At 45.8% G+C, this 22201-nt stretch carries 18 protein-coding genes, 2 pseudogenes and 1 riboswitch; of the genes and pseudogenes, 17 read left to right on the top strand and 3 right to left on the bottom strand.

Annotated elements, in window-relative coordinates; translation table 11 throughout:
- The first annotated feature begins 42 nt into the window (after window positions 1–42).
- The 12 genes and pseudogenes from parE (at window position 43) to QY97_RS01170 (ending at window position 12838) form a co-directional block, all read left to right on the top strand.
- On the top strand, window positions 43–1995 hold the full coding sequence (parE, locus tag QY97_RS01215) for a DNA topoisomerase IV subunit B (RefSeq protein WP_408606233.1): 1953 nt from the start codon (window positions 43–45) through the stop codon (window positions 1993–1995).
- A 3-nt stretch (window positions 1996–1998) separates the two neighbouring features.
- Complete coding sequence (parC, locus tag QY97_RS01210) at window positions 1999–4425, top strand: DNA topoisomerase IV subunit A (RefSeq protein ID WP_039232385.1); 2427 nt, start codon at window positions 1999–2001, stop codon at window positions 4423–4425.
- 113 nt (window positions 4426–4538) lie between these two features.
- Entirely contained in the window at window positions 4539–5966 is a 1428-nt protein-coding gene (locus QY97_RS01205) for an alanine/glycine:cation symporter family protein (RefSeq protein ID WP_039232382.1), read from the top strand.
- Between the two features lie 243 nt (window positions 5967–6209).
- On the top strand, window positions 6210–6605 hold the full coding sequence (locus QY97_RS01200; protein ID WP_269764090.1) for a metallophosphoesterase family protein: 396 nt from the start codon (window positions 6210–6212) through the stop codon (window positions 6603–6605).
- Window positions 6606–6715: 110 nt separating this feature from the next.
- Window positions 6716–7426, top strand: a pseudogene (locus tag QY97_RS21120) (PAS domain-containing protein); the annotation flags it as partial.
- Window positions 7406–7774, top strand: a pseudogene (locus QY97_RS21115) (PAS domain-containing protein); the annotation flags it as partial. The pseudogenes QY97_RS21120 and QY97_RS21115, both read left to right, overlap by 21 nt.
- Window positions 7757–8854 (top strand): ATP-binding protein, encoded by a 1098-nt coding sequence (locus QY97_RS21110; RefSeq protein WP_408606232.1) that lies wholly within the window; start codon window positions 7757–7759, stop codon window positions 8852–8854. The pseudogene QY97_RS21115 and the gene QY97_RS21110, both read left to right, overlap by 18 nt.
- Window positions 8855–8919: 65 nt before the next feature.
- A riboswitch (TPP riboswitch) is annotated at window positions 8920–9021 on the top strand.
- A 72-nt stretch (window positions 9022–9093) separates the two neighbouring features.
- Entirely contained in the window at window positions 9094–9858 is a 765-nt protein-coding gene (locus QY97_RS01190; RefSeq protein WP_039232378.1) for a thiazole synthase, read from the top strand.
- Window positions 9859–9869: 11 nt separating this feature from the next.
- On the top strand, window positions 9870–11048 hold the full coding sequence (gene thiH / locus QY97_RS01185; RefSeq protein ID WP_082090061.1) for a 2-iminoacetate synthase ThiH: 1179 nt from the start codon (window positions 9870–9872) through the stop codon (window positions 11046–11048).
- Complete coding sequence (locus tag QY97_RS01180; protein WP_052717081.1) at window positions 10996–11643, top strand: thiamine phosphate synthase; 648 nt, start codon at window positions 10996–10998, stop codon at window positions 11641–11643. The genes thiH and QY97_RS01180 overlap by 53 nt, the downstream gene beginning before the upstream one ends.
- Window positions 11606–11809, top strand: coding sequence for a sulfur carrier protein ThiS (thiS, locus tag QY97_RS01175; protein ID WP_039232374.1), 204 nt, complete (start codon window positions 11606–11608; stop codon window positions 11807–11809). The genes QY97_RS01180 and thiS overlap by 38 nt, the downstream gene beginning before the upstream one ends.
- Window positions 11810–11824: 15 nt before the next feature.
- A complete protein-coding gene (locus QY97_RS01170; RefSeq protein ID WP_039232371.1) occupies window positions 11825–12838 on the top strand; it encodes a ThiF family adenylyltransferase in 1014 nt (337 codons plus the stop codon).
- A gap of 17 nt (window positions 12839–12855) precedes the next feature.
- Here QY97_RS01170 and QY97_RS01165 read toward each other — a convergent pair whose 3' ends face one another.
- Window positions 12856–13593 carry a YwaF family protein gene (locus tag QY97_RS01165; RefSeq protein ID WP_039232367.1) on the bottom strand — a complete coding sequence of 246 codons (738 nt, stop codon included), beginning with the start codon at window positions 13591–13593 and terminating at the stop codon, window positions 12856–12858.
- Window positions 13594–13833: 240 nt separating this feature from the next.
- Here QY97_RS01165 and QY97_RS01160 point away from each other — a divergent pair, with 240 nt between their 5' ends.
- The 5 genes from QY97_RS01160 to QY97_RS01140 all read left to right on the top strand — a co-directional run bounded on the left by QY97_RS01160 (window position 13834) and on the right by QY97_RS01140 (window position 20084).
- Window positions 13834–15051, top strand: a complete 1218-nt coding sequence (locus QY97_RS01160; RefSeq protein WP_039232363.1) for a YeeE/YedE family protein — start codon at window positions 13834–13836, stop codon at window positions 15049–15051.
- Window positions 15052–15205: 154 nt separating this feature from the next.
- Window positions 15206–16762, top strand: coding sequence for an ABC-F family ATP-binding cassette domain-containing protein (locus tag QY97_RS01155; protein ID WP_039232360.1), 1557 nt, complete (start codon window positions 15206–15208; stop codon window positions 16760–16762).
- A gap of 213 nt (window positions 16763–16975) precedes the next feature.
- Complete coding sequence (locus QY97_RS01150; RefSeq protein WP_039232762.1) at window positions 16976–18148, top strand: amidohydrolase; 1173 nt, start codon at window positions 16976–16978, stop codon at window positions 18146–18148.
- Window positions 18149–18226: 78 nt separating this feature from the next.
- Window positions 18227–18970, top strand: coding sequence for a type I methionyl aminopeptidase (map, locus tag QY97_RS01145; RefSeq protein ID WP_039232358.1), 744 nt, complete (start codon window positions 18227–18229; stop codon window positions 18968–18970).
- Between the two features lie 292 nt (window positions 18971–19262).
- Window positions 19263–20084, top strand: a complete 822-nt coding sequence (locus tag QY97_RS01140) for an N-acetylmuramoyl-L-alanine amidase (RefSeq protein WP_052717079.1) — start codon at window positions 19263–19265, stop codon at window positions 20082–20084.
- Between the two features lie 54 nt (window positions 20085–20138).
- On the opposite strand, the gene QY97_RS01135 is transcribed toward QY97_RS01140, so the two are convergent.
- A complete protein-coding gene (locus QY97_RS01135) occupies window positions 20139–21011 on the bottom strand; it encodes a thermonuclease family protein (protein ID WP_039232356.1) in 873 nt (290 codons plus the stop codon).
- A gap of 142 nt (window positions 21012–21153) precedes the next feature.
- Window positions 21154–21897, bottom strand: a complete 744-nt coding sequence (locus QY97_RS01130; RefSeq protein WP_039232352.1) for an NADPH-dependent oxidoreductase — start codon at window positions 21895–21897, stop codon at window positions 21154–21156.
- Window positions 21898–22201: the final 304 nt, after the last annotated feature.

The following is a 22201-nucleotide window of genomic DNA, read 5'->3' as shown; positions in this document are numbered from 1 at the left end:
GGAAAAGCTGAAAGGGGAATTTGTGTGACGAAAAAAGAGGCAATTTTTGACTATAATGATGAAGCGATTCAAGTTCTCGAAGGACTTGAAGCCGTAAGAAAGCGGCCAGGTATGTATATTGGCTCTACTGATGCGAGAGGGCTGCATCATTTAGTCTATGAAATTGTAGACAACTCAGTAGACGAAGCACTTGCCGGATATGGCAAGGAAATTAAAGTCATTATTCATAAGGATCAATCCGTCAGCGTGCAGGATTTTGGACGCGGAATGCCTGTCGGAATGCACAGCATGGGCAAGCCTACGCCTGAAGTGATCTTAACGGTTCTTCATGCCGGAGGGAAGTTTGGCCAGGGAGGCTACAAGACGAGCGGGGGACTGCATGGTGTCGGGGCTTCCGTTGTTAATGCTCTATCCGAATGGCTGACGGTTACAATACATCGTGACGGTTTCATTTATGAACAGAGATTTGAAAACGGCGGCCGGCCAGTGACGACACTTGAAAAAATCGGCACGACCAAGAAGACGGGAACAACGATTCACTTCAAGCCGGATGAGTCTATTTTCAGCACGATTAATTATAACTTTGAGACGCTTAGCGAACGGTTAAGAGAGTCAGCCTTCTTATTAAAGGGCTTTAAAATTACATTGACTGACGAACGCAACCAAGAGGAGGAAGTCTTCCATTATGAAAGCGGCATTGAGGAATTCGTTGCTTACTTGAATGAAGAAAAAGATACTCTTCATCCGGTTGCCTCCTTCTCAGGTGAGCAGAGCGGCATCGAGGTTGAATTTGCTTTCCAATTCAACGATGGCTATTCAGAAACGATGCTTTCGTTCGTCAACAACGTCCGCACGAAGGACGGTGGTACACATGAGGCAGGAGCCCGCACAGCGATGACCCGTGTATTTAACGAATATGCCCGCAAAGTACAGCTGCTTAAGGAAAAGGATAAAAATTTAGAAGGGGCTGATCTTCGCGAAGGGCTGACGGCGATCGTTTCAGTGCGTATCCCTGAAGAACTGCTTCAGTTTGAGGGACAGACGAAAGGGAAGCTCGGGACAAGTGAGGCTCGTTCTGCAGTAGACAGCGTCGTTTCTTCGAATTTGTCTTATCTCCTTGAGGAAAACCCTGAAGTCAGTTCTTTGCTTATTAAGAAAGCGATTAAAGCAGCTCAAGCGCGGGAAGCTGCAAGAAAAGCGCGCGAGGATGCCCGCAACGGCAAAAAGCGAAAGCGCGGTGAAGGTGTACTGTCTGGAAAGCTGACGCCTGCTCAGTCACGAAATCCGCAGAGAAATGAGCTGTACTTAGTAGAGGGAGACTCAGCAGGAGGGTCCGCCAAACAGGGGCGTGACCGGCGCTTTCAGGCAGTGCTTCCGCTTCGGGGAAAGGTCATCAATACGGAGAAAGCGAAGCTCGCTGATATTTTTAAAAATGAGGAAATCAATACAATTATTCATGCAATCGGAGCAGGAGTCGGCAATGAGTTTAATGTAGATGAGGCAAATTACGATAAGGTGGTCATTATGACAGATGCCGATACCGATGGCGCGCATATTCAGGTGCTGCTTCTCACCTTCTTCTACCGCTATATGAAACCGCTGATCGAAGCCGGCAAGGTATATATTGCGCTTCCGCCTTTATACAAGGTAAGCAAAGGCACCGGAAAAAAGGCGCGGGTAGAGTATGCATGGACAGATGAAGAACTATCAGAAACAATGAAAAAGGTCGGCAAAGGCTGTGTGCTGCAGCGCTACAAGGGGCTTGGTGAAATGAATGCTGACCAATTATGGGAAACAACGATGAATCCTGAAACGAGAACGCTCATTCGTGTGCGAATTGACGATGCGGCCCGGGCGGAACGCCGCGTGACTACCTTAATGGGTGATAAGGTGGAGCCGCGCCGGAAGTGGATTGAATCGAATGTAGCGTTCGGGCTGGAAGAAGACGGGAACATCCTAGAAAATGAGAATCTTTCAGCTGGCGAGGAGGTTTAACGGATGCAAAAGGAAATATTTCAAGATTTGCCGCTCGAGGAGGTTCTTGGTGACCGGTTTGGGCGGTACAGTAAATATATTATTCAGGAACGGGCACTGCCTGATGCCCGAGATGGGCTAAAGCCGGTACAGCGTCGGATTTTATATGCAATGTATGCGGAAGGAAATACACAGGATAAACCATTTCGGAAATCGGCCAAGACAGTCGGAAACGTCATTGGTAACTATCACCCGCATGGCGATTCCTCTGTTTACGAAGCGATGGTGAGAATGAGTCAGGACTGGAAGCTCCGGCAGGTTTTGATTGAAATGCATGGAAATAATGGTTCCATTGACGGTGACCCGCCCGCTGCTATGCGTTATACGGAAGCTCGTCTGTCCGCTATATCCAGCGAGCTGTTAAAAGATATTGAGAAGCGGACAGTTGAATTTATTCCAAACTTTGATGATACCTCAGAGGAGCCGATTGTGCTCCCTGCCCGCTTCCCGAATTTGTTAGTGAACGGGTCGACAGGAATTTCTGCGGGATACGCGACAGAAATTCCGCCTCATCAGCTTGGTGAAGTGATTGATGCAACAGTGATGAGAATGGATCATCCTGAATGCACAGTGGCAGATTTAATGACGGTCATCAAGGGGCCTGATTTTCCAACTGGCGGTATTATTCAGGGCAAGGAAGGCATAGAGAAAGCCTACGAAACAGGAAAAGGCAAGATCATCGTGCGCGGCAAGGCAGAGATCGAGGAAATTAGAGGCGGCAAAAAGCAAATCGTTATTACCGAGCTGCCATACGATGTCAATAAAGCCAGCCTGGTAAAGAAAATGGACGAATTCAGGGTGGACCGGAAAGTAGAAGGCATTGCGGAAGTACGAGATGAAACAGATCGTACAGGGCTTCGTATCGTCATTGAATTAAAGAAGGATGGCGACGCTGAAGGAATCTTAAATTATCTGTACAAAGCAAGCGACCTTCAGATTAGCTATAACTTCAATATGGTGGCTATTCACGAGCAACGGCCGGTGCAGATGGGGCTTATTCAGATGCTGGATGCGTACATAAGGCATCAAAAAGAAGTAGTGACCAAACGCTCGCAATATGAATTAGCCAAAGCGAGAGCACGTCACCATATTGTTGAAGGCTTAATTAAGGCATTGTCCATCCTTGACCAAGTCATCGAAGTGATCCGTTCATCGAAGGACAAACGTGATGCGAAGCATAATTTAATTGATTCCTTCGCTTTTACAGAGGCGCAGGCAGAGGCTATTGTTACCTTGCAGCTATATCGGTTGACTAATACTGATATTGCAGCTCTAGAAAAAGAAGCTGACCAGCTGGAGACAGATATTAAGAAGCTCGAGGAGATTTTAGCAAGCGAGAAAAAACTGGCCAGCGTCATTAAGAAGGAACTGAAAGACATTAAGAAGAAGTATACTGATGAAAGACGGACTGTCATTCAGGACGAAATCGAAGAGATCAAGGTAAATTTAGAAGTGCTCATTCCAAATGAAGAAGTTATTGTAACCGTAACAAAAGACGGATACATTAAGCGGACAAGCCTCCGTTCTTACTCGGCTTCGAATGGCAAGGATTTAGCTATGAAAGAAACAGACCGTCTTCTTTACAAAAAAGAAGTGAACACGACAGATGTACTTCTCCTATTTACGAACAAGGGGAATTATTTATACATGCCTGTTCATGAGCTGCCAGATATACGCTGGAAGGATCTTGGCCAGCATTTAGCCAGCCTGGTCGCTATTAGCAAAGATGAATCCATCATCGCCGCCTTCGATATTCAGGATTTCCAAGAGCCGCTTTACTTCTTGTTCGCTACGAGAAATGGCATGCTGAAGCGTACAGAGCTAGCCTCTTATAAGGTTCAGCGTTATTCAAAGCCTTTAACGGCTATTAAATTAAAAGGCGAAGATGAAGTGGCCGCTGTACACTTAACAGATGGAAGCCAGCATGTACTTCTCGCTACAGCTTTTGGTTATGGTCTGCGTTTTTCAGAAGAGGAAGCGAGCATCGTCGGCCCGCGTGCAGCGGGGGTTAAAGGCATTAACCTGAAGGATGGCGATACAGTCGTAAGTGCGGCCGTATGGGAAGCAGAGAAGGAGCGCGAACTGCTCATTGTGACTCATCGGGGGGCTGTTAAGAAAATGAACACATCGGAATTCGAGCCGGCTTCCCGGGCAGGCCGTGGAGTCATTATGCTAAGAGAATTGAAAAAGAACTCTCACCGTCTCGTAGAACTGCATCTCACCGAACCAGGTGAAGAGGTTGTTCTCCAAACAGATAAAGGCCTTGTGGAATCGTTTGATTTTAGTTATTTAAAGCAAAGTGACCGCTATTCAAATGGGTCCTTTGTGATAGATGCGAAGGAAAATGGTCAAGTAACAGAGGTTTGGACAACGACATCATCAGATGAGTAACAGCAATTGCCTTTATAGCCGGTTAAAAACCGGCTATAAAACGGTTTTTTTATAGGGAAAGAAGGGAATATGAAAGAGAATAAATATATAATTTTCGAAAGGAGTAGGGAGAGATGGGATGGTCGGAAGCTTTGGATCAACTAATTATTACGTTAAATGATTACTTATATACATATGTGATGGTGGCTCTCTTAATTATTCTGGGACTTTTCTTTTCATTTCGAACGAAGTTTGTTCAATTTCGCTTATTGAAAGAAATGTTCCGTGTCATTTTTGAAAAGTCAACAATATCGGCAGAGGGAAAAAAGGGGATTTCTTCTTTCCAAGCCTTTACAATCAGTGCCGCTTCTCGAATTGGAACAGGTAACCTAGCGGGTGTAGCGACAGCGATTGCTGCCGGCGGACCTGGTGCTGTTTTCTGGATGTGGATCATTGCCTTGATTGGTGCTGGCTCCAGTTTTGTGGAGAGTACTCTTGCACAAGTTTATAAAGTGAAAGATAAGGATGGGTTCCGCGGGGGGCCGGCTTATTATATGGAGAGGGGTCTGAATAAGCGCTGGATGGGAATCATTTTTGCCGTGACCATTACCTTCTGCTTTGGCCTTGTATTTAATGCGGTTCAGTCAAATACCATTTCTGTAGCGGTGAATGAAGGGTTCGCCGTTCCCAAACCAGTAATTGGCATCATATTAGCTGTACTGACGGCGTTAGTTATCTTCGGCGGCCTTAAGCGGATCGCTCATGTTACACAAATACTCGTGCCGGTTATGGCGGTTATCTATCTGTTTGTAGCCCTCTTTGTCCTTATCATTAATATCACTGAAATTCCAGCTATGTTTATGTTGATCGTTAAAAGCGCCTTTGGTCTTGAAGAAGCACTCGGAGGCACGCTTGGAGCAGCTGTCATGAACGGTATTAAGCGCGGGCTGTTCTCCAATGAAGCGGGGATGGGGTCTGCACCGAATGCGGCGGCCACTGCAGCTGTCAGCCACCCGGCCAAGCAAGGACTCATCCAGACACTTGGCGTATTCGTCGATACCATCCTCGTGTGCTCGGCTACCGCTTTTATTATCTTGCTTTCGAGGGAATATTTACGTGAGGATTCTTTATCCATTAACCTGACGCAATCTGCGCTTTCTGTGCATCTTGGCGAGTGGGCTGCTCTCTTCCTAGCTGTAGCCATCTTCCTTTTTGCCTTCAGCTCTGTAATCGGTAACTATTATTATGGAGAAACAAATATTGAATTTATTAAGGAATCAAGGACAGCCTTGTTTATTTACCGTCTAGCTGTCGTTGCTATGGTATATTTCGGCTCCGTGGCTAAGATCAGCCTTGTATGGAATATGGCTGATTTGTTCATGGCAATTATGGCTCTAATCAACTTAATTGCCATTGCTATGCTGTACAAGGTGGCTGTTGCTGTTCTGAAGGATTATCAAAAACAAAGAAAAGCGGGGAAAGATCCTGTTTTCTATGCTGATTCGATCGAAGGAATCGGAAGGACCGAGCATTGGCAGCGTCCGCAAAAACAACGAAAATAACAACAAGCCGGCTCATTACTTTAAAAGCAAAATGAGCCGGCTTTTTTATAAAAGATTTATGTGTAAAGTTCAAATGTTTTTTTGTTTCAAAAGATCTATTCTTTTTAGGCTATTTTTGATACTATTTTATAAAAAGTGAGTGGAAATCATTTGAAAATCATTACTTTATCAGATACACACTTACCTAAGAAATCTGCTCAGCTTCCCGATCATTTGCTCCATTAATTAAAGACAGCTGACCATATCATTCATGCGGGTGATTGGATTAGCAAAACGGTATATGATGAAATTGTTTCCTGCGGTTCATTAACAAGTGTAGCAGGCAATCAAGATAGCGAAGAATTAAAGCAGCTTCTTCCCCGGCGAGCTATTGTCCGGTTAAATGGCTGGAATATCGGTGTTGTTCATGGAGATGGAAAAGGGTTAACAACAGAGAAGAGAGCGGCTAAAGCATTTATGGATGAAGAGGTAGATTGCATTGTCTTTGGCCATTCGCATATCCCTTATTTGCGGTTTGAAAAGGGAGTGTTAATGTTCAATCCTGGCTCAGCAACGGATAAACGACGTCTGCCTTACTATTCTTACGGAATTCTTACGGTAGATAAAACAATCAAGGCAGAACACATTTTTTATAAATAAGGGCGGGCAGGTATTTTGTTCCATTGTCTATTTGTATATTGCTTATTGGGAGAGGAGTGTCCTCGTTGACTCATACATTTTTTAATTCTGACTTTGTGACAGCAAGGGAAATGGAGTGGTTTGCTCAAGTCTCGAAGGATATTTTTATCATCCTGGACGGTGATTATGTCATCCAAGGAGCAAATCCGGCCTGGCATCAAGTTGTAGGCGACAGCGAGATAGAAGCTGGGCAATCTCTTTTGATGGATTACATTCATCCGGAGGATCAACAGCTATTCATAGATCAATTGAGGGGGAAAGACCGGCTGAGCATAGAGGTGCGATGCAGCCATAAAGAAGGCACATACAAGTGGGTGGATTGGTATGCCATTCACCGGTCTGAACAAAGGCAAAAGGCTATTATGCTAATTGGCCGTGAGGTCAGCTACGAGAGGATGCTCGAATTAGAACTGAAGGAATCGAAAGAACTTGGCCGTGTCCTCCTTGAATCTGCTGATACCTCGATTAGTATCATGGATGCAGAAGATCGTGTGATTGCAGTGAACAAACAGTTTGAGGAACTATACGGGTGGAGAAATGAAGAAATAATGGGAGATATTATGCCCTTTCATTCTCATTCAGAGCAGGTAAAAAAGGACTTTATTGAGTTGCGTAAACGAGTCTTTCAGGGAGAAAAAATTGTTAATCATGAAGCCGTTCGAGTGCGTAAAGACGGCTCCTTGCTGCCGGTCAGTATTACTGTTTTTCCTATTCGTGATATTAACGGACATATCGTGGCTTCCCTGGCTCAAACAAGGGATATGTCACAAATACTGGATATCCAGCAGCAACTGATGAATAGCAGAAAAGAGCTTGAGGAAACGAATGAACAATTTCAAAGTATTTTAAACAGCATTATCGAGGTCTTTTTCTATGTCGATAAGAGCTGGAATTTTCTTTTTGTAAATAAACTGTTTGCTAATGTGCTGGAAAGAGACCTGGAGAAGCTGATAGGCAAAAGCTTTTGGGGAGTGCTTCCTAGCAAGATCAGCCCGCTTGCGGAGGACATGCTGCAGGAGTCCATGAGAACAGGAAGGAACGCCCGTTTTAAAGACTTTTCTCCTCTTATGAACCGGTATTATGAGATCTTTACGTTTCCCACAAAGAACGGCATGGCCGTGCACGCGAGGGATATTCATGATCAGGAAATGAACCTGCAAAGGCTGGAGGATAGTGAAAGGCAAATTCGGGAGATCACCGAAAATATTAATGAAGTATTTTGGATAACATCCGTCCAAGACTTAAAAACAGAGTATGTAAGCGCAGCATATGAACGTGTGTGGAAGCGTCCGATAAAGGATGTTTACCAAAACAAGCACTCTTTTGCTGATGCTGTTCACCCGGAGGACAGAGAAGCGGTCGTTCAATCGGTAGCGGACCTGGATCATATTCAGCCGGAAATAGAATTTAGAATCTTATGGCCGGATGGATCCGTACGCTGGATTCGTTCGAAGCATACACTAGTTTGCGGCGAGGATGGCCAGCCTCTTCGCATTATCACAGTATCGGCTGATATAACTGAGCTAAAGGAAAAGGATTCGCTAATTCGTAAAGGCGACAAGCTGGGTGTGGTCGGCCAGCTGGCGGCGGGGATTGCTCATGAAATCCGCAATCCGCTGACGACAATTAAAGGGTTTGTGCAGTTGTGGAGACAGGACAGCAACCAAGTGAGGTATAGTGAGATTATCTTGTCTGAACTGGAACGAATCGAATTTATTATGAATGAGTTTCTTATGCTGGCCAAGCCGCATCAGGAAACATGTATGGAACCGACAGATATGAACCAGGTTCTTAAGGAAACAGCCGCTTTCATGCAGCCGGAAGCCTTGCTAAAGGAAACGGTGATGGTGTGTGACCTTCAAGAGGACTTGCCGAAAGTCATGATGGAAGTAAAGCAAATAAAACAGGTAATGATTAACCTGATTAAGAACGCTCTTGAAGCAATGGAGAATGGCGGCACCATTAAGATCCGCACAAGAAAAAAACGCTATAAGGTTATTGTGCAAGTTGAGGACACAGGTTCAGGAATCTCCAAGGAGCGAATTACCCGCCTTGGTGAACCTTTTTATTCAAATAAAGAAAAAGGAACAGGTCTTGGCCTGATGGTCAGCTTCAAAATTATCCAAAATCACCATGGCACGATTACGTTTGAAAGTGAAGAGGGCAAAGGCACATTAGTAGAAATATCCTTGCCTTTTGCTTCTCAATAAAAGAAAACTTAAAAAGTATTTAACAATTCAGAAATTTGTAGTATAATGGTAGACAATTAAATAGTAAGAATAGCTAGGGGTGCCTGTAAGGCTGAGAGGATGATGTTCATCCAACCCTTGAACCTGATTTGGTTAGTACCAGCGGAGGGAAGCTATATTTGTGTATGTATTTTTGTCTACATAAATAAAAGCCTGCCCTTGCGGCAGGCTTTTTTTATTGTTTATAAGGGGGAATTTCAATGGATGAGTTACAAATTGGCGGCGTCAAATTAACTAATCGTTTGTTCGCGGGAACAGGAAAGTTTGCTGATCACTCAGTCATGAGGGAGGCCTTTCATCAATCAGAGACAGAAGTGGTGACTGTGGCCGTCAGAAGAGTAGATTTAGAGGCAGGACAGGAGAACATTTTGGAGGATATCCCATCTGGTATCATTCTTATGCCTAATACATCAGGTGCACGCAACGCAGAAGAGGCGGTACGGATTGCCCGTTTAGCGAAAGCAGCAGGTATGGGAAACTGGATTAAGATTGAGGTGATTGCTGACCAGAAATATTTGCTTCCAGATAATGAAGAGACATTGCGTGCAGTAGACGTTTTGGCGAACGAAGGGTTTGTCGTTCTTCCATATATGAACCCAGATCTTATGGCTGCTAAGAAAATGGCAGATGCCGGGGCAGCCGCTATTATGCCGCTAGGTTCTCCGATCGGATCTAACCGGGGAATCCGTATGAAAGAAATGATCCGAATACTAATTGAAGAGAAGACTGTGCCTATTGTGGTAGATGCAGGGATCGGCAGGCCGTCGGAAGCGGCTGAGGCGATGGAAATGGGGGCTGACGCTGTACTGGTGAATACAGCCATTGCAACAGCTGATGATCCGGTTGGTATGGCCAAGGCGTTTAATTTAGCGGTGAAAGCAGGAAGAGGAGCTTATTTATCCGGACTTGGGCCAGTGTCCGAAAGAGCCAATGCGTCCTCTCCGCTTACTGGGTTTCTTGGTTAAGGGGTGATGAAATGAGCTTTTATAATATATATGATGAAATAAAAACACAGCCTTATGAACAGTTATTTAACGGTGTTACGCCTCAGGAAGTGGAAGCAGTACTGCAGAAAAGCCAGCTAGACGAGAGAGATCTGCTTGTTCTCCTTTCACCTGCGGCGGAAAATTACTTAGAGAAAATGGCTCAAAAAGCACATAAGCTGACTGTGCAGCATTTCGGAAAGGTGATTTCTCTCTATGCGCCGCTTTATTTAACAGATTATTGCGTGAATAAATGTACGTATTGCAGCTTTAGCTTAGATAACGATTTTCCAAGGCGAAAGCTGAGTGCGATTGAGATTGATCAGGAAGCGAAAGCTCTAAAAAGTATGGGCATTCAGCATGTGATCCTGCTGACAGGAGAATCGAGGAAGCATTCCTCCGTTGCTTACTTGGCGGAAAGTGCCCGTCTTGTTAAGGCTCATGCAGCCTCTATTGCGATTGAAGTACAGCCGCTCGATACAGAGGAATATAAACAGCTATGTCAATCAGGGGTGGATGGTCTGACCGTCTACCAGGAGGTCTACAACGAAGATATCTATAAAGAAATTCATGTAAAAGGGCCGAAAAGAAACTATCGGTACCGGCTGGATGCACCTGAGCGCGGCTGCCAGGCAGGAATGAGGACCGTAAATATCGGGGCCTTGCTGGGGCTTGATGACTGGAGAAAGGAAGTGTTCTTTACGTCCTTGCACGCCCGTTATTTGCAAAAGAAATATATCGAGACAGAAGTTGCCGTCTCCTTCCCGCGCATCCGTCCAAATCTTGGCGGCTTTGCTCCGAAAGTAAATGTGGAGGATAAGAATCTGGTTCAGGCAATGCTTGCTTTTCGTTTATTTATGCCGCGGGCGGGTATTACGCTGTCCACCCGGGAAGAAGCTGCACTGCGTGATCAGCTTATCAAGCTAGGTGTAACAAAAATGTCAGCCGCCTCTTCTACCGTAGTGGGCGGTTATGCAACGAAGCAGAATGACAACAGTCAGTTTGAGATCTCTGATTCGCGGTCGGTAGAAGAAGTAAAAATGAGCCTGAAACGGAATGGCTACCAGCCGGTCTCGAAAGACTGGGATATTCTTGTGGAAGCGGAGGAGGAGCCTGTCATTGCAGCTGCATATACTCACAACGGGAACACAAGAGCTAACACAGGCGTCTGAGATTGCAGCGGCGGTTCACCCGTTTGCTGACTTCCTTCATATACGTGAGAAGCACCGGTCTGCTAAGGAGTTATTAAGCTGGGTGGAGCGGTTTGCGGCGGCAGGCGTTCCGCTCGGTAAAATAATTATCAATGACCGGCTGGATGTAGCCCTCGCTGCCGGAGCAGGAGGTGTACAGCTGACTGAAGCAAGCCTGCCGCTTCAGAGAGCAAAAGAAATAGCCGGCAGCATGAAGCTTGGCCGTTCCGTTCATCAAACGAAGGATGCTTTGGAAATCAAGAAAAAGGAAGCAGAATGGCTTATATTTGGCCATGTATTTCCCACTGCTTCTAAACCGGACAGGAAGCCGGCAGGATTACGAAAACTAAAGGAAGTGAGCGCTGCTGCAAGCGTGCCAGTCATTGCGATCGGCGGTATTCAGGCTCGGCACATTCAGGACATAGCTCAAGCCGGAGCCGAAGGAATCGCTGTAATGTCCGGCATTTTTACTAGTGGAGATCCTATTGCAGCGGCTGCTTATTATCGCCAAGAAATACAGAGGGTAGAGGAGGAACATAATGAGAATTACAGTGAATGGCAAACAGGAAGACATTAAGTTAGCTCGTCCAACGATCGCCGACTTGCTGACTCAATATTCTCTCCAGGAAAAGACGGTCATTATAGAGGCAAATGGGGAGATTATTCCGAAAGACTCTCTTTCTTCCACTCACTTGAAAGAAGGAGATCGTCTTGAGATTGTCCAATTTGTCGGAGGCGGTTAAGGGAGGAGAGAAGAAATGAGTAACCGGTATTCAAGGCAGGAGCTTTTTCTAAAAGAAACGCTCCCTTTTCGAAAGAAGCGTGCACTAATTGTAGGAGCGGGGGCATTGGGCTCAGCTCTAGCAGAAACGCTCGTGCGGGCAGGAACGGGCGGGGTGACGATCATCGACCGGGACTACGTGGACTGGACCAACCTGCAGCGCCAGCAGCTTTATACAGAACGAGATGCAAGGGACCAGGTGCCGAAAGCAACGGCTGCCAAACAGCGGCTTCAGTCAATCAACTCAGAGGCGGACATTAAAGCGGTGGTAGCGGATGCAGGACCAGAAGAGCTAGCTTCGCTCATAGAGGAGCAGCAGCCGCATATACTGCTGGATGGGACCGATAATTTTGAAACAAGGTTTATCATCAACGACCTCGCGCAAAAATATCGGCTCCCATGGGTGTATGGGGCATGTGTCGGCAGCCAAGGGATCAGCTGTGTCGTGATACCAGGAGAGACACCATGTTTGGCTTGTCTGTTAGCTGTGCTGCCGGCGGAAGGGATGACGTGCGATACGGTGGGCATCATCGCACCAGCTGTACAAATGACGGCCGCTTTTCAAGGAGCAGAGGCTCTAAAGGTGCTGGCCGGCAGGAAGGAAGAGATAAGAAGAGAGCTCGTGTCCTTTGATCTATGGAAAAACACGCATTCTTCTATTAATATCTCCTCCTTAAAAAAAGAAGATTGTCCGTCATGCGGCCGACAGCCTTCTTATCCATATCTATCGGCCGAACGGCGGACGAAAACTGCTGTTCTATGCGGGCGTGATACTGTGCAGGTGAGACCGCCTGAAGGAAGACAGTTTCATTTAGATCAGCTGGCTTCCATGCTGGAGAAACAAGGGACGAATGTGAAGACGAATGGTCTTTTGCTTTCTGCGGTTGTTTCCGGAAAGAGAGTTGTGCTGTTTCAAGACGGGCGAATGCTTGTCCATGGAACGAAAAATATAAGCGATGCGAAAAAGCTTTATCAGCAGCTGCTCGGTTAAAGACCAATGTTTTTTGATTAGGGGCGTCTATATTCACGGTTAGTGAAGATAGACGGCTCTTTTTCTTTGAAAAGCAGCCAGATGCCAAGGCTTAATAAGAAAGCGACACCTTCAAGTGAGACAATATACCAGGGGTAAGGCCCGAGCAAATCCAGCAAGCTGGCTGTTTCCGGCTTATGGGCCAGGTAAAGGTAATTCCCGTTTGTCAGCTTATTAATGAGCAGAACAGGCGGAACAAGCAGATTCAAGAATAACATGGTCCGAATGACGGAGGAAAGAGTAGGACGGTACCCTCTTATCCATGTAAGGTAGAGCGGTGTCCAGAAAATAATAGAGTGTGTGCCGAAAAAGTGAAAAAAGCGGAAGTGAGGGAAATCGAAATATAAATAGGGTGTAATCAGTGCTTGGGAAGCACCCAATACACCGATAAAGAGCAAAATGTCATATAATACTTTCTTTCTAGTAAGCAGTAAAGCAACGGTAAGAAATACCGACAGGCTGCAAAGCTCTAAAGGCAAAGCATGGCTGACTGACCAGGTGCCGGTTCGCAGCATCCATCCGTGATAGGAAGCTTCGAGAAGAATGAGGATGAAGGCTAAAGATACTTCCACTCGTCTAGAGGTTACTTCGGTGAAACGAGATCGGTACAGGAAGGTTAGTAATACGGTTGCAGCGAGTATGACCCATACCGTTATATGGCTGGCTGAAAACATATGGAACTCAAAGGCTTCGTAGCTTTTGCTGAACCAGTCCATCGTTTACTCTCCTTTTTAATAGTTTCTTCATTATATAAAGTTTAACAGAATACTTGACTCCATATTACATATGCAAAGAAATTACGATAAATAACTGAAGGTGGAATGGGTCTCGCAAATAGCATTATTTTTCTAATTTTTAGAAAAGAGTGCATTTATTAATCTACAAATAAACCTAGAAATTTAATCAGTTTTGTTGTATATTATTATATGTTATTGAGAAAGGGGAGCGAAAAGATAATGGAAGCAGTACTTAAAAAGGCTGCAGAACAGCCTTTAAAACATAAAAGTGGAAGACGCCTTGATCAAATATTATATTTTCTTATTTTCGTTGTATTAGCAGGAGGAGCCTTATTCCTTTTTAATGCTGTATCAGGAAGACAAGCGGTTCTATATATGCTCGGCGCGGTTGCTGGTTTTATATTATATCACGCTCGATTTGGATTTACGTCGGCGTGGAGACAATTTATCCTGTACCGTCATGGTGAAGGGATCCGAGCACAAGTATGGATGCTGCTTGTAGCCAGTCTATTATTTCTGCCGCTTTTGACAGCTGGTACCGTCTTTGGTGTAGATATGTCAGGTAATGTCAATGCTGCAGGGATGTCCGTTCTTATCGGAGCCTTTATCTTTGGAATCGGCATGCAGATGGGAGATGGATGTGCATCTGGTACGCTATACCACATTGGCGGCGGAGATGCTAACGGAATCATCGCTCTAGTCGGCTTTATTGCCGGTTCGGTCATTGCTACTACTCATTTTGATTTTTGGACAAACTTGCCGGGTCTTGGAGAGGTTTCCTTCGTTGAATCATATGGAGTCCTTCCAGGCTTCTTCATTCAAGTGGCTTTGCTTGCGATTGTGTATGCGATCACTGTACTAGTTGAGAAGAAAAAGAACGGTAAGCTTTATAAGAAAGAAGTAAAAGCCAAGAGCTGGAAGTCTATCTTCTTTGGTCCATGGCCAATTGTCATCGGCGGGTTGGCGCTTGCGGTATTAAACGCAGTTATTTTACTTGTTCAAGGCAAGCCTTGGGGAGTAACTTCAGCGTTCGCCCTGTGGGGAGCGAAAGCAGTTCAAGCGTTTGGCGGAAATCCGGAAAACTGGAGCTACTGGCAGTCTCCAAGCAACCTGGCTTCTTTACAGGAGCCGGTTTACTTCCATACAACATCTGTTATGGATATTAGCTTAATGGTAGGGGCGCTGCTTGCAGCTGTACTTGCTGGAAGCTTCAGAAAAGGCTTGAAATTCAAGCTGCCAATGAAAATGGTCATCGGTTCCTTAATCGGTGGGCTCATGATGGGATACGGAGCCCGCATCTCTTTTGGCTGTAACATTGGAGCTTTCTTTAGCGGCATTGCTTCATTTAGCGTGCACGGCTGGCTTTGGTTCGTAGCCGCTTACGCTGGAAGCATTATCGGCGTGAAGCTTCGTCCGTATTGCAAGTATCGCGATTGATGATTAGTTGAATAGTAAGTAATTAAAGCTGCAGAGCTGGTCGTTGGCTCTGCAGCTTTTTTAGTAGCCTGCAGTCAAAAAAACTTGTAGACTTCAGCCATGTAAAAGTAGTTAAATGATATAATAAACCAAAAACAAGGAGAGCTTTTTCTATATGAGTATATTATCAGTCAGTCGTCTGAGCCACGGATTCGGAGATCGGGCGATTTTTAATGATGTGTCGTTCCGGCTTCTAAAAGGGGAGCATATTGGTCTTGTCGGTGCAAACGGCGAGGGGAAATCGACATTTATGAATATTATTACCGGTGAATTAAAGCCGGATGAGGGAAAGATTGAATGGGCTAAAAACGTGCGTGTCGGCTATTTGGATCAGCATGCCGATTTAAAGCAGGGCATGTCGATTCGTGATGTACTTCGGACCGCGTTTCAGTATTTATTTGATATTGAAGCGGAAATGAATCAATTATTTGGTCGGATGGGTGACGCTTCCCCTGAAGAGCTGGAGGCGCTGCTGGAAGAAACAGGAACCATGCAAGACCTGCTCACAAATAATGACTTCTACGTTATTGATGCTAAAATTGAGGAAACCGCACGCGGGCTTGGGCTTGATGACATTGGACTTGACCGTGACGTGAATGACTTAAGCGGCGGTCAGCGGACGAAGGTGCTTTTAGCGAAGCTGCTTTTGGAAAAGCCGGATATTTTGCTGCTTGATGAGCCGACGAACTATTTAGATGAGCAGCACATTGAATGGCTGAAGCGCTATCTTCAGGAATATGACAATGCATTTATTCTTATTTCACATGATATTCCATTCTTAAATAGTGTCGTCAACTTGATTTATCATATGGAAAATCAGGAGCTGAACCGCTATTCCGGCACGTATGAGGACTTCCTGAAAGTGTACGAAATGAAGAAGCAGCAGCTCGAGGCCGCTTTTAAAAAGCAGCAGCAGGAAATTGCCGACCTGAAGGATTTCGTTGCCCGCAATAAAGCGCGGGTGTCCACGCGAAACATGGCCATGTCCCGGCAGAAGAAGCTGGATAAAATGGAAGTAATTGAGTTAGCGGCAGAACGTCCGAAGCCTGAGTTCCACTTCAAGGAAGGGCGGACGCCAAGCAAGCTTATCTTCCAGGCAGAGAATCTTGTCATCGGCTATGATGAACCGCTGTCTAAGCCGCTGAACCTGCAAATGGAACGCGGACAAAAGATTGCTCTTACAGGCGCAAATGGAATCGGAAAAACGACTCTGTTACGAAGTTTATTAGGAGAGATCCCGCCGGTTTCCGGAAAAGTAGAACGGGGAGACAACCTGCTGATCGGTTACTTTGAACAGGAAATGAAAACGGATAACGGTCATACGTGTATTGAAGAAATCTGGAGCGAGTTCCCTTCCTTTACTCAGTATGAGGTCCGTTCAGCTCTTGCTAAATGCGGCTTGACAACGAAGCATATTGAAAGCAAGGTTGCTGTACTGAGCGGCGGCGAAAAAGCGAAAGTCCGTCTGTGCAAGCTGATTAACAGAGAAACAAATGTATTAGTGCTCGACGAGCCGACGAACCATTTAGATGTAGACGCTAAAGAAGAGCTGAAACGGGCGATACGTGACTATAAAGGCAGCGTGCTGCTTATTTCGCATGAGCCTGAATTCTACCGTGAAGTGGTGACAGATATATGGAACGGAGAATCCTGGACAACGAAAGTCCTTTAACTGGCTTTCTTATGACCAGGAGGCGGTGAGAATCAGGTGGGATCCTTTAATAGAATCAACGAATGCCTTGTCAACGGGATACCGGAGACAAGGCATTCTGTTCTTTAAGGAGTATCACGGAAGTTGAACGAAAAGCCGAAAAAATACCCACAGGTCTTTCTATGTAAGATAGAATAAACATAGAGATAAAAGAGACAAGGGGGAGAGGACTTGCTGAAAAATATTTTTGCTATGCTGGAAAATGATTTTGAAGAGACCGTAAAAGTGAGAAGATACTTACACCAATATCCTGAATTATCTTTTGAAGAGGTAGAGACGCCGGCTTTTATCGCCCGCTTTTTAAAGGAACAGGGAATAGAAGTGAAAGAAGGAGTAGGCGGAAGAGGCGTTGTCGGCATGATCCGCGGGGAGCAGCCTGGAAAAACGGTCGCGCTGCGTGCCGATTTTGACGCACTGCCGATTCATGATTTAAAGGATGTGCCATACCGGTCGAAAGTAGACGGGAAAATGCATGCGTGCGGCCATGATGCCCATACCGCTACACTGCTTTCCGTGGCAAAAGCGCTGCAGGCCAATCGGCATTTGTTAAAGGGGAATGTCGTGCTCATTCATCAGTTTGCGGAAGAGCTTGTTCCTGGAGGAGCAATCGAAATGATTAAAGATGGCTGCTTGGATGGGGTAGATGCTATTTTTGGCACTCATTTGTGGTCGACTATTCCTGTAGGCAAAGCTGCTTTTCAAGAGCAGGAAATTATGGCTGCAGCCGATCATTTTGAAGTAGAAGTGATTGGAAAGGGTGGTCACGGAGGGCTTCCTCATGAAGCAGTGGACCCGGTAGTCATTGGGACAAACTGGGTGCAGGCCATCCAGCAAATCATCAGCCGGAGCGTAAGTCCGCTGGATTCAGCTGTTATTACAGTCGGCTCTCTTCATGCGGGAGATGCGTTTAATATTATTCCTGAAAAAATGACGATCAAAGGAACCGTCCGTACGTTCAAGGCAGAGGTACAGGAAATGATTGAACAGCGCATGGAGGCCCTTCTGCGCGGTCTTTGCGAAGGGGCAGGTGCTTCTTACACATATCATTATTTAAGGGGCTATCCGCCGGTCAGAAATCACCCCAAGGAAACGCAGTTCGTTATGGAAGGGGCGAAGAGTATTCTTGGCAGTGAGAATTGTTATATCACCGAGCCTCTGATGGTAGGGGAGGATTTTTCCCATTATTTAAAACGAGTACCTGGCACCTTTTTTCTGACAGGGGCAGGCAATCTGGAAACAAATGCAGTCTATCCACACCATCATGCAAGATTTGATATCGATGAACGATCCATGATTCATGCGGGTAAAATACTAGCTTCAGCTGCCTGGCGGTTTTTAAATGAATGAGCAAGTGCTTTTCAAGGAAACGTATTTTCTGTATAGTAAATACGGAAGCAAACTTTAATATAGAAGGAAGATTTTTTTATGATTATTAAAACAGATGAAGAATTACAAGCGTTGAAAAAGGCTGGCCGAATTGTCGCAGAAATTCGCGATGAAATGCGCCAAGCAACGAAGCCCGGCATCACAACGAAAGAGCTGGATGAATTAGGCGGACAGCTGTTTAAAGAAAAAGGCGGCGTATCCGGACCGAAAAGCGAATACGATTTTCCGGGCTACACATGTATCAGCGTGAACGACGAAGTGGCTCACGGTATTCCAGGAAGCCGTGTGATTCAAGAAGGAGACCTTGTAAACATCGACGTATCCGGCTCGTATGATGGATACTTTGCTGATACGGGTATTTCTTTCGTGGTAGGCGAAGGAGATCCGCTGCTGACAAAACTATGTGAAGCAGCAGAACAAGCTTTTGAACGTGGACTGCTGAAGGCAAAAGCCGGATCGAAACAAAATCAGATCGGCAAAGCGGTTATGAATGAAGCGCGCCGCCATGGCTTTACTGTTATTAAGAACTTGACTGGACATGGAATCGGCCGCAGTCTCCATGAAGCACCTGATCATATTTTGAATTACTTCGATCCATGGGACAACGCTTTGCTGAAAGAAGGAATGGTTATTGCTTTCGAACCATTCATTTCTGCAAAGGCTGACATGATCGTTGAAGGCGGAGACGGCTGGACATTCAAGACACCGGATGGCAGTTTAGTAGCTCAAATTGAGCATACTATCGTTATTACTAAGGACGAACCAATTATTTTAACGAAATAACGGCTGTGCCAGCGCAGGCCTGTGTGAAAGCCTCTTATTCGTATAGAATAAGGGGTTTTTTATACCGCTCCTGATGGAGTGACAACTCGCGTCCGCTTGTTTAATGAGGCAAGCCTATCTTGTAAGAGGTGATCGCCATGATGGACCTAGCCGGGAAATAGTGAACAAGCTTTATGGAGGATCTCGTGAATAAAACAGTAGTTCAGATGTCATTGGGTGGTACATGACTCGACAAAAACTCGGGATCATCGCGAAATAAATATGAATGATAAAAACGGGAGGAAGAGCATGCATGGTTCGAATTGCTTATGGTGCTGGACATGGAGGCGGAGGCTCTACTAGGGGAAAGAGAGCGCCTGATGGGGAATACGAATGGAACTTTAATAATAAAGTAGTTCAGGCGTTGGAGGCTGAGTTAAGAACATACGAGAATGTGGAGCTGCTTCGGACGGATGATTCAACAGGAACGGTGGATGTCCCCTTGGCGGCTCGAACAGAAAGAGCGAGGAACTGGGGCTGTGACATTTATGTCAGTGTGCATCATAATGTGCTGGGAACCAACTGGGGAAATCATAGCGGGGTAGAGACGTATACGTATCTTGGCAGCCAGCCGCGAAGCGAACGGCTGGCCAGAGCCGTACATCCAAGGATCGTCCGGGCAATGGGCATTAGGGATCGTGGAATGAAGAAAGAAAATTTCCATGTAGTGCGTGCTTTTAAGGATCTGCCTGTAGCTGCTGTTTTGACGGAAGGCGGCTTCATGGATTCTACCATTGATAGTAAGAAGCTGAGGGATGACAGTATTATGAGGGCGCAGGGTACAGCCATTGCCTGCGGGATTGCCGAGTATGCAGGCTTAAAGAAGAAAGCTGCTTTATTGACGAATTCTCCCTTTGCAGCGTTCGGGCGTTTTCGGATTTATACAGGCACATTCAAGGATGACGCTGAAGCAGAAAAGTATGCGAAGCTGATCGAAAATCGATTGGGATATCAGCCGTTTGTACAAGATAGGCGTATTTGGACAGGGGTATTCCAAACATTTGAATCAGCTCAAGAAGCACAGAGGAAAATCAGGGGAGAATTCGGTTTGAACCCGAGTGTTAGAGAAGAGTAACAAGGTTGGATGCCCCCCTCCTGCCTGCAAATAGAGGGGGTATCCAATTCTTTGTTAACTTTCACAGGCCCACCGGTCATTGTCCCGGTCATGTTTAGAGTTATATGCTGGATGGTCGGCAGGCACCCCGTCCGGATACACGCTTCTCAGCTCCGTGCAGTTTTTATATGATTCTGCAGGAGAGGCTGGAGCGGGTGCAGGGTCAGATGCAGTATCAGCCTCCTGTTTTGGCGTTTCTTCTGCCTGCTCTGTATTGTATCCATCTTCTGTTACATAGTTTTCGATGGACCAGATGCCTATTTGTTTCTGCTGAGCCGCCGATTGAATTTCCTGGAATTCATCTAAGTATTTTGTATTCGGAGGATACACGTCCACACGTGCTAACCCTTCCTTCAGCAACCGCTTATTAAACATTTGGCCGTCTACATAGATATAAGCAAGGAGTCGGCCATATCGGTCACGCTCTTCAATACCCGGTTCAATCTGTACCTCTTTACCGGATAGCTGCTGCTCGGTAAAGGCAGAGGCTTCAGGCCCGAATGGCTGTACACCGGTACGAGGGTGTTTTGTTTCCGGTGTATCTACTAGAATAAAACGGATGGTTTCTTCTCTCCCATTCATGTTAACTTTAATCGTGTCACCGTCTGTGATAGATGCAACAGTGGCCGTCATTCGATCATTTGAAGGAGAGCTCTCAGGCTCCTCTTCTTCCTGTTCTGGCTCCGGGCTATCAGAGGAAAGGGCAGGTTCCTCCTCGGGCTGGTCGGCGCGGTCAGGCTGGTTCTGCTTAGAGCTGTTCTCTCTTGACAGCTCTTTATCCGTTTCAGTGGAATCGTCTTGGAAGATAGCTGTGCATCCGCCAATCAATAAGGCCAGTATACAAATGATCCCAAGACAGCCTAGGCATCCTTTAACGAAATTCGTCATCCAACTCCTCCTTTTTCTGTTTGCTGTTTAGTTGTCTCTTTATCACCTATTCCTTGCCGGACCTGTTTGTTAAACCAAGACATGCTGCCTGCATAAAAAGAGCACAAGCCTACAACGCTTGTGCTCTCGGAAAGGTTTGTTTTTATTTTCCGCCTGGGAATTTCTGTTTATTTAGCATATCAGCAATCCCCTCATAATAGTGGGGCTTATTGTAAAAAGAGGCCACCGATTTTGTCCATGTACCTGCCCGCTGTCCGCTGGATCTGCCTGCTAAATAGTCCGAATATTGCTCGTTATATCGTTCGAGTAACGGTGTTAAATCGGAGTTGTATGTTTCTTCATGATACACCGCTTCCTTAGGAAGGCGGGGCTTCTGGCCTGTGTCTTCGCCGGGGTGGCCGATACATAAGCCGGAAACAGGGATAACATAGGAAGGGAGACTAAGCTCTTCGATCGCTTCTAGTGCATTGCGGCGAATGCCGCCAATAGGAACGGTACCCAAGCCAAAGGATTCAGCCGCTGCTACCGCTGTCCCAAGCGCAATTCCTACATCAGTGACCCCCACGATGAGCGTATCAATATCTTCGATCGCTTCCATCGACATGCCTTCCATTTCGCTTGCCAGGTGAATGCGGTAAAAATCAGCACAAAACACAAGAAACACGGGTGCTTCTTCTATGTGCTTCTGCCCGCCGCATAGCTCAGCGAATTTTCGTCGGCGTTCCGGGTCTTTTACCGCGATAACAGACACATGCTGGCCGTTAATCCAGTTCGGTGCCGCCTGAACAGCCTTGACAATTTGGTCTAATTGATTTTCATCCACCGGTCTATCCTCAAAAGAGCGGAAAGAGCGGTGAGATAATAATGTGTTCATCACATCATTCATAGTATGTATTCCCTCCTGATGAAAACTGTTAGTCTTTCCTTCTTACACGATACCGCTCGGGTATGCTATTTTCAAAGTATTTGCTTACTTCGTCGTTGATCCTGCACCTTATAACTATTTTGAATCGTGCTTTCTATGGATGCGGGTTTCTAGCTTGTTGAATGGGGAAAGGGTGAAATGCGGAACATGTATAAAATAAGAATAAATAAAAAGATTGGAGTTAGTATAGTTTCATGGACACAGTTTAATTAAGTCCTTACAATTATTTTGAGAGGATGTGTCCGAATTGAAACGTAAGCCTGCA

The organism is Bacillus thermotolerans, from assembly GCF_000812025.2.
Lineage (GTDB): Bacteria > Bacillota > Bacilli > Bacillales > Domibacillaceae > Quasibacillus > Quasibacillus thermotolerans.
This window is presented reverse-complemented; position numbering and strand designations above follow the sequence as displayed.

What these genes read in the sequence shown, in the direction of transcription:
- QY97_RS01160 (WP_039232363.1), top strand. Translation starts at nt 13,834, where the DNA reads ATGGAAGCAGTACTTAAAAAGGCTGCAGAACAGCCTTTAAAACATAAA.
- QY97_RS21110 (WP_408606232.1), top strand. Translation starts at nt 7,757, where the DNA reads ATGGCCGTGCACGCGAGGGATATTCATGATCAGGAAATGAACCTGCAA.
- map (WP_039232358.1), top strand. Translation starts at nt 18,227, where the DNA reads ATGATTATTAAAACAGATGAAGAATTACAAGCGTTGAAAAAGGCTGGC.
- QY97_RS01155 (WP_039232360.1), top strand. Translation starts at nt 15,206, where the DNA reads ATGAGTATATTATCAGTCAGTCGTCTGAGCCACGGATTCGGAGATCGG.
- QY97_RS01135 (WP_039232356.1), bottom strand. Translation starts at nt 21,011, where the DNA reads ATGACGAATTTCGTTAAAGGATGCCTAGGCTGTCTTGGGATCATTTGT.
- QY97_RS01130 (WP_039232352.1), bottom strand. Translation starts at nt 21,897, where the DNA reads ATGAATGATGTGATGAACACATTATTATCTCACCGCTCTTTCCGCTCT.
- QY97_RS01140 (WP_052717079.1), top strand. Translation starts at nt 19,263, where the DNA reads ATGGTTCGAATTGCTTATGGTGCTGGACATGGAGGCGGAGGCTCTACT.
- QY97_RS01170 (WP_039232371.1), top strand. Translation starts at nt 11,825, where the DNA reads ATGAGTAACCGGTATTCAAGGCAGGAGCTTTTTCTAAAAGAAACGCTC.
- QY97_RS01205 (WP_039232382.1), top strand. Translation starts at nt 4,539, where the DNA reads ATGGGATGGTCGGAAGCTTTGGATCAACTAATTATTACGTTAAATGAT.
- QY97_RS01165 (WP_039232367.1), bottom strand. Translation starts at nt 13,593, where the DNA reads ATGGACTGGTTCAGCAAAAGCTACGAAGCCTTTGAGTTCCATATGTTT.
- thiS (WP_039232374.1), top strand. Translation starts at nt 11,606, where the DNA reads ATGAGAATTACAGTGAATGGCAAACAGGAAGACATTAAGTTAGCTCGT.
- parC (WP_039232385.1), top strand. Translation starts at nt 1,999, where the DNA reads ATGCAAAAGGAAATATTTCAAGATTTGCCGCTCGAGGAGGTTCTTGGT.
- QY97_RS01190 (WP_039232378.1), top strand. Translation starts at nt 9,094, where the DNA reads ATGGATGAGTTACAAATTGGCGGCGTCAAATTAACTAATCGTTTGTTC.
- thiH (WP_082090061.1), top strand. Translation starts at nt 9,870, where the DNA reads ATGAGCTTTTATAATATATATGATGAAATAAAAACACAGCCTTATGAA.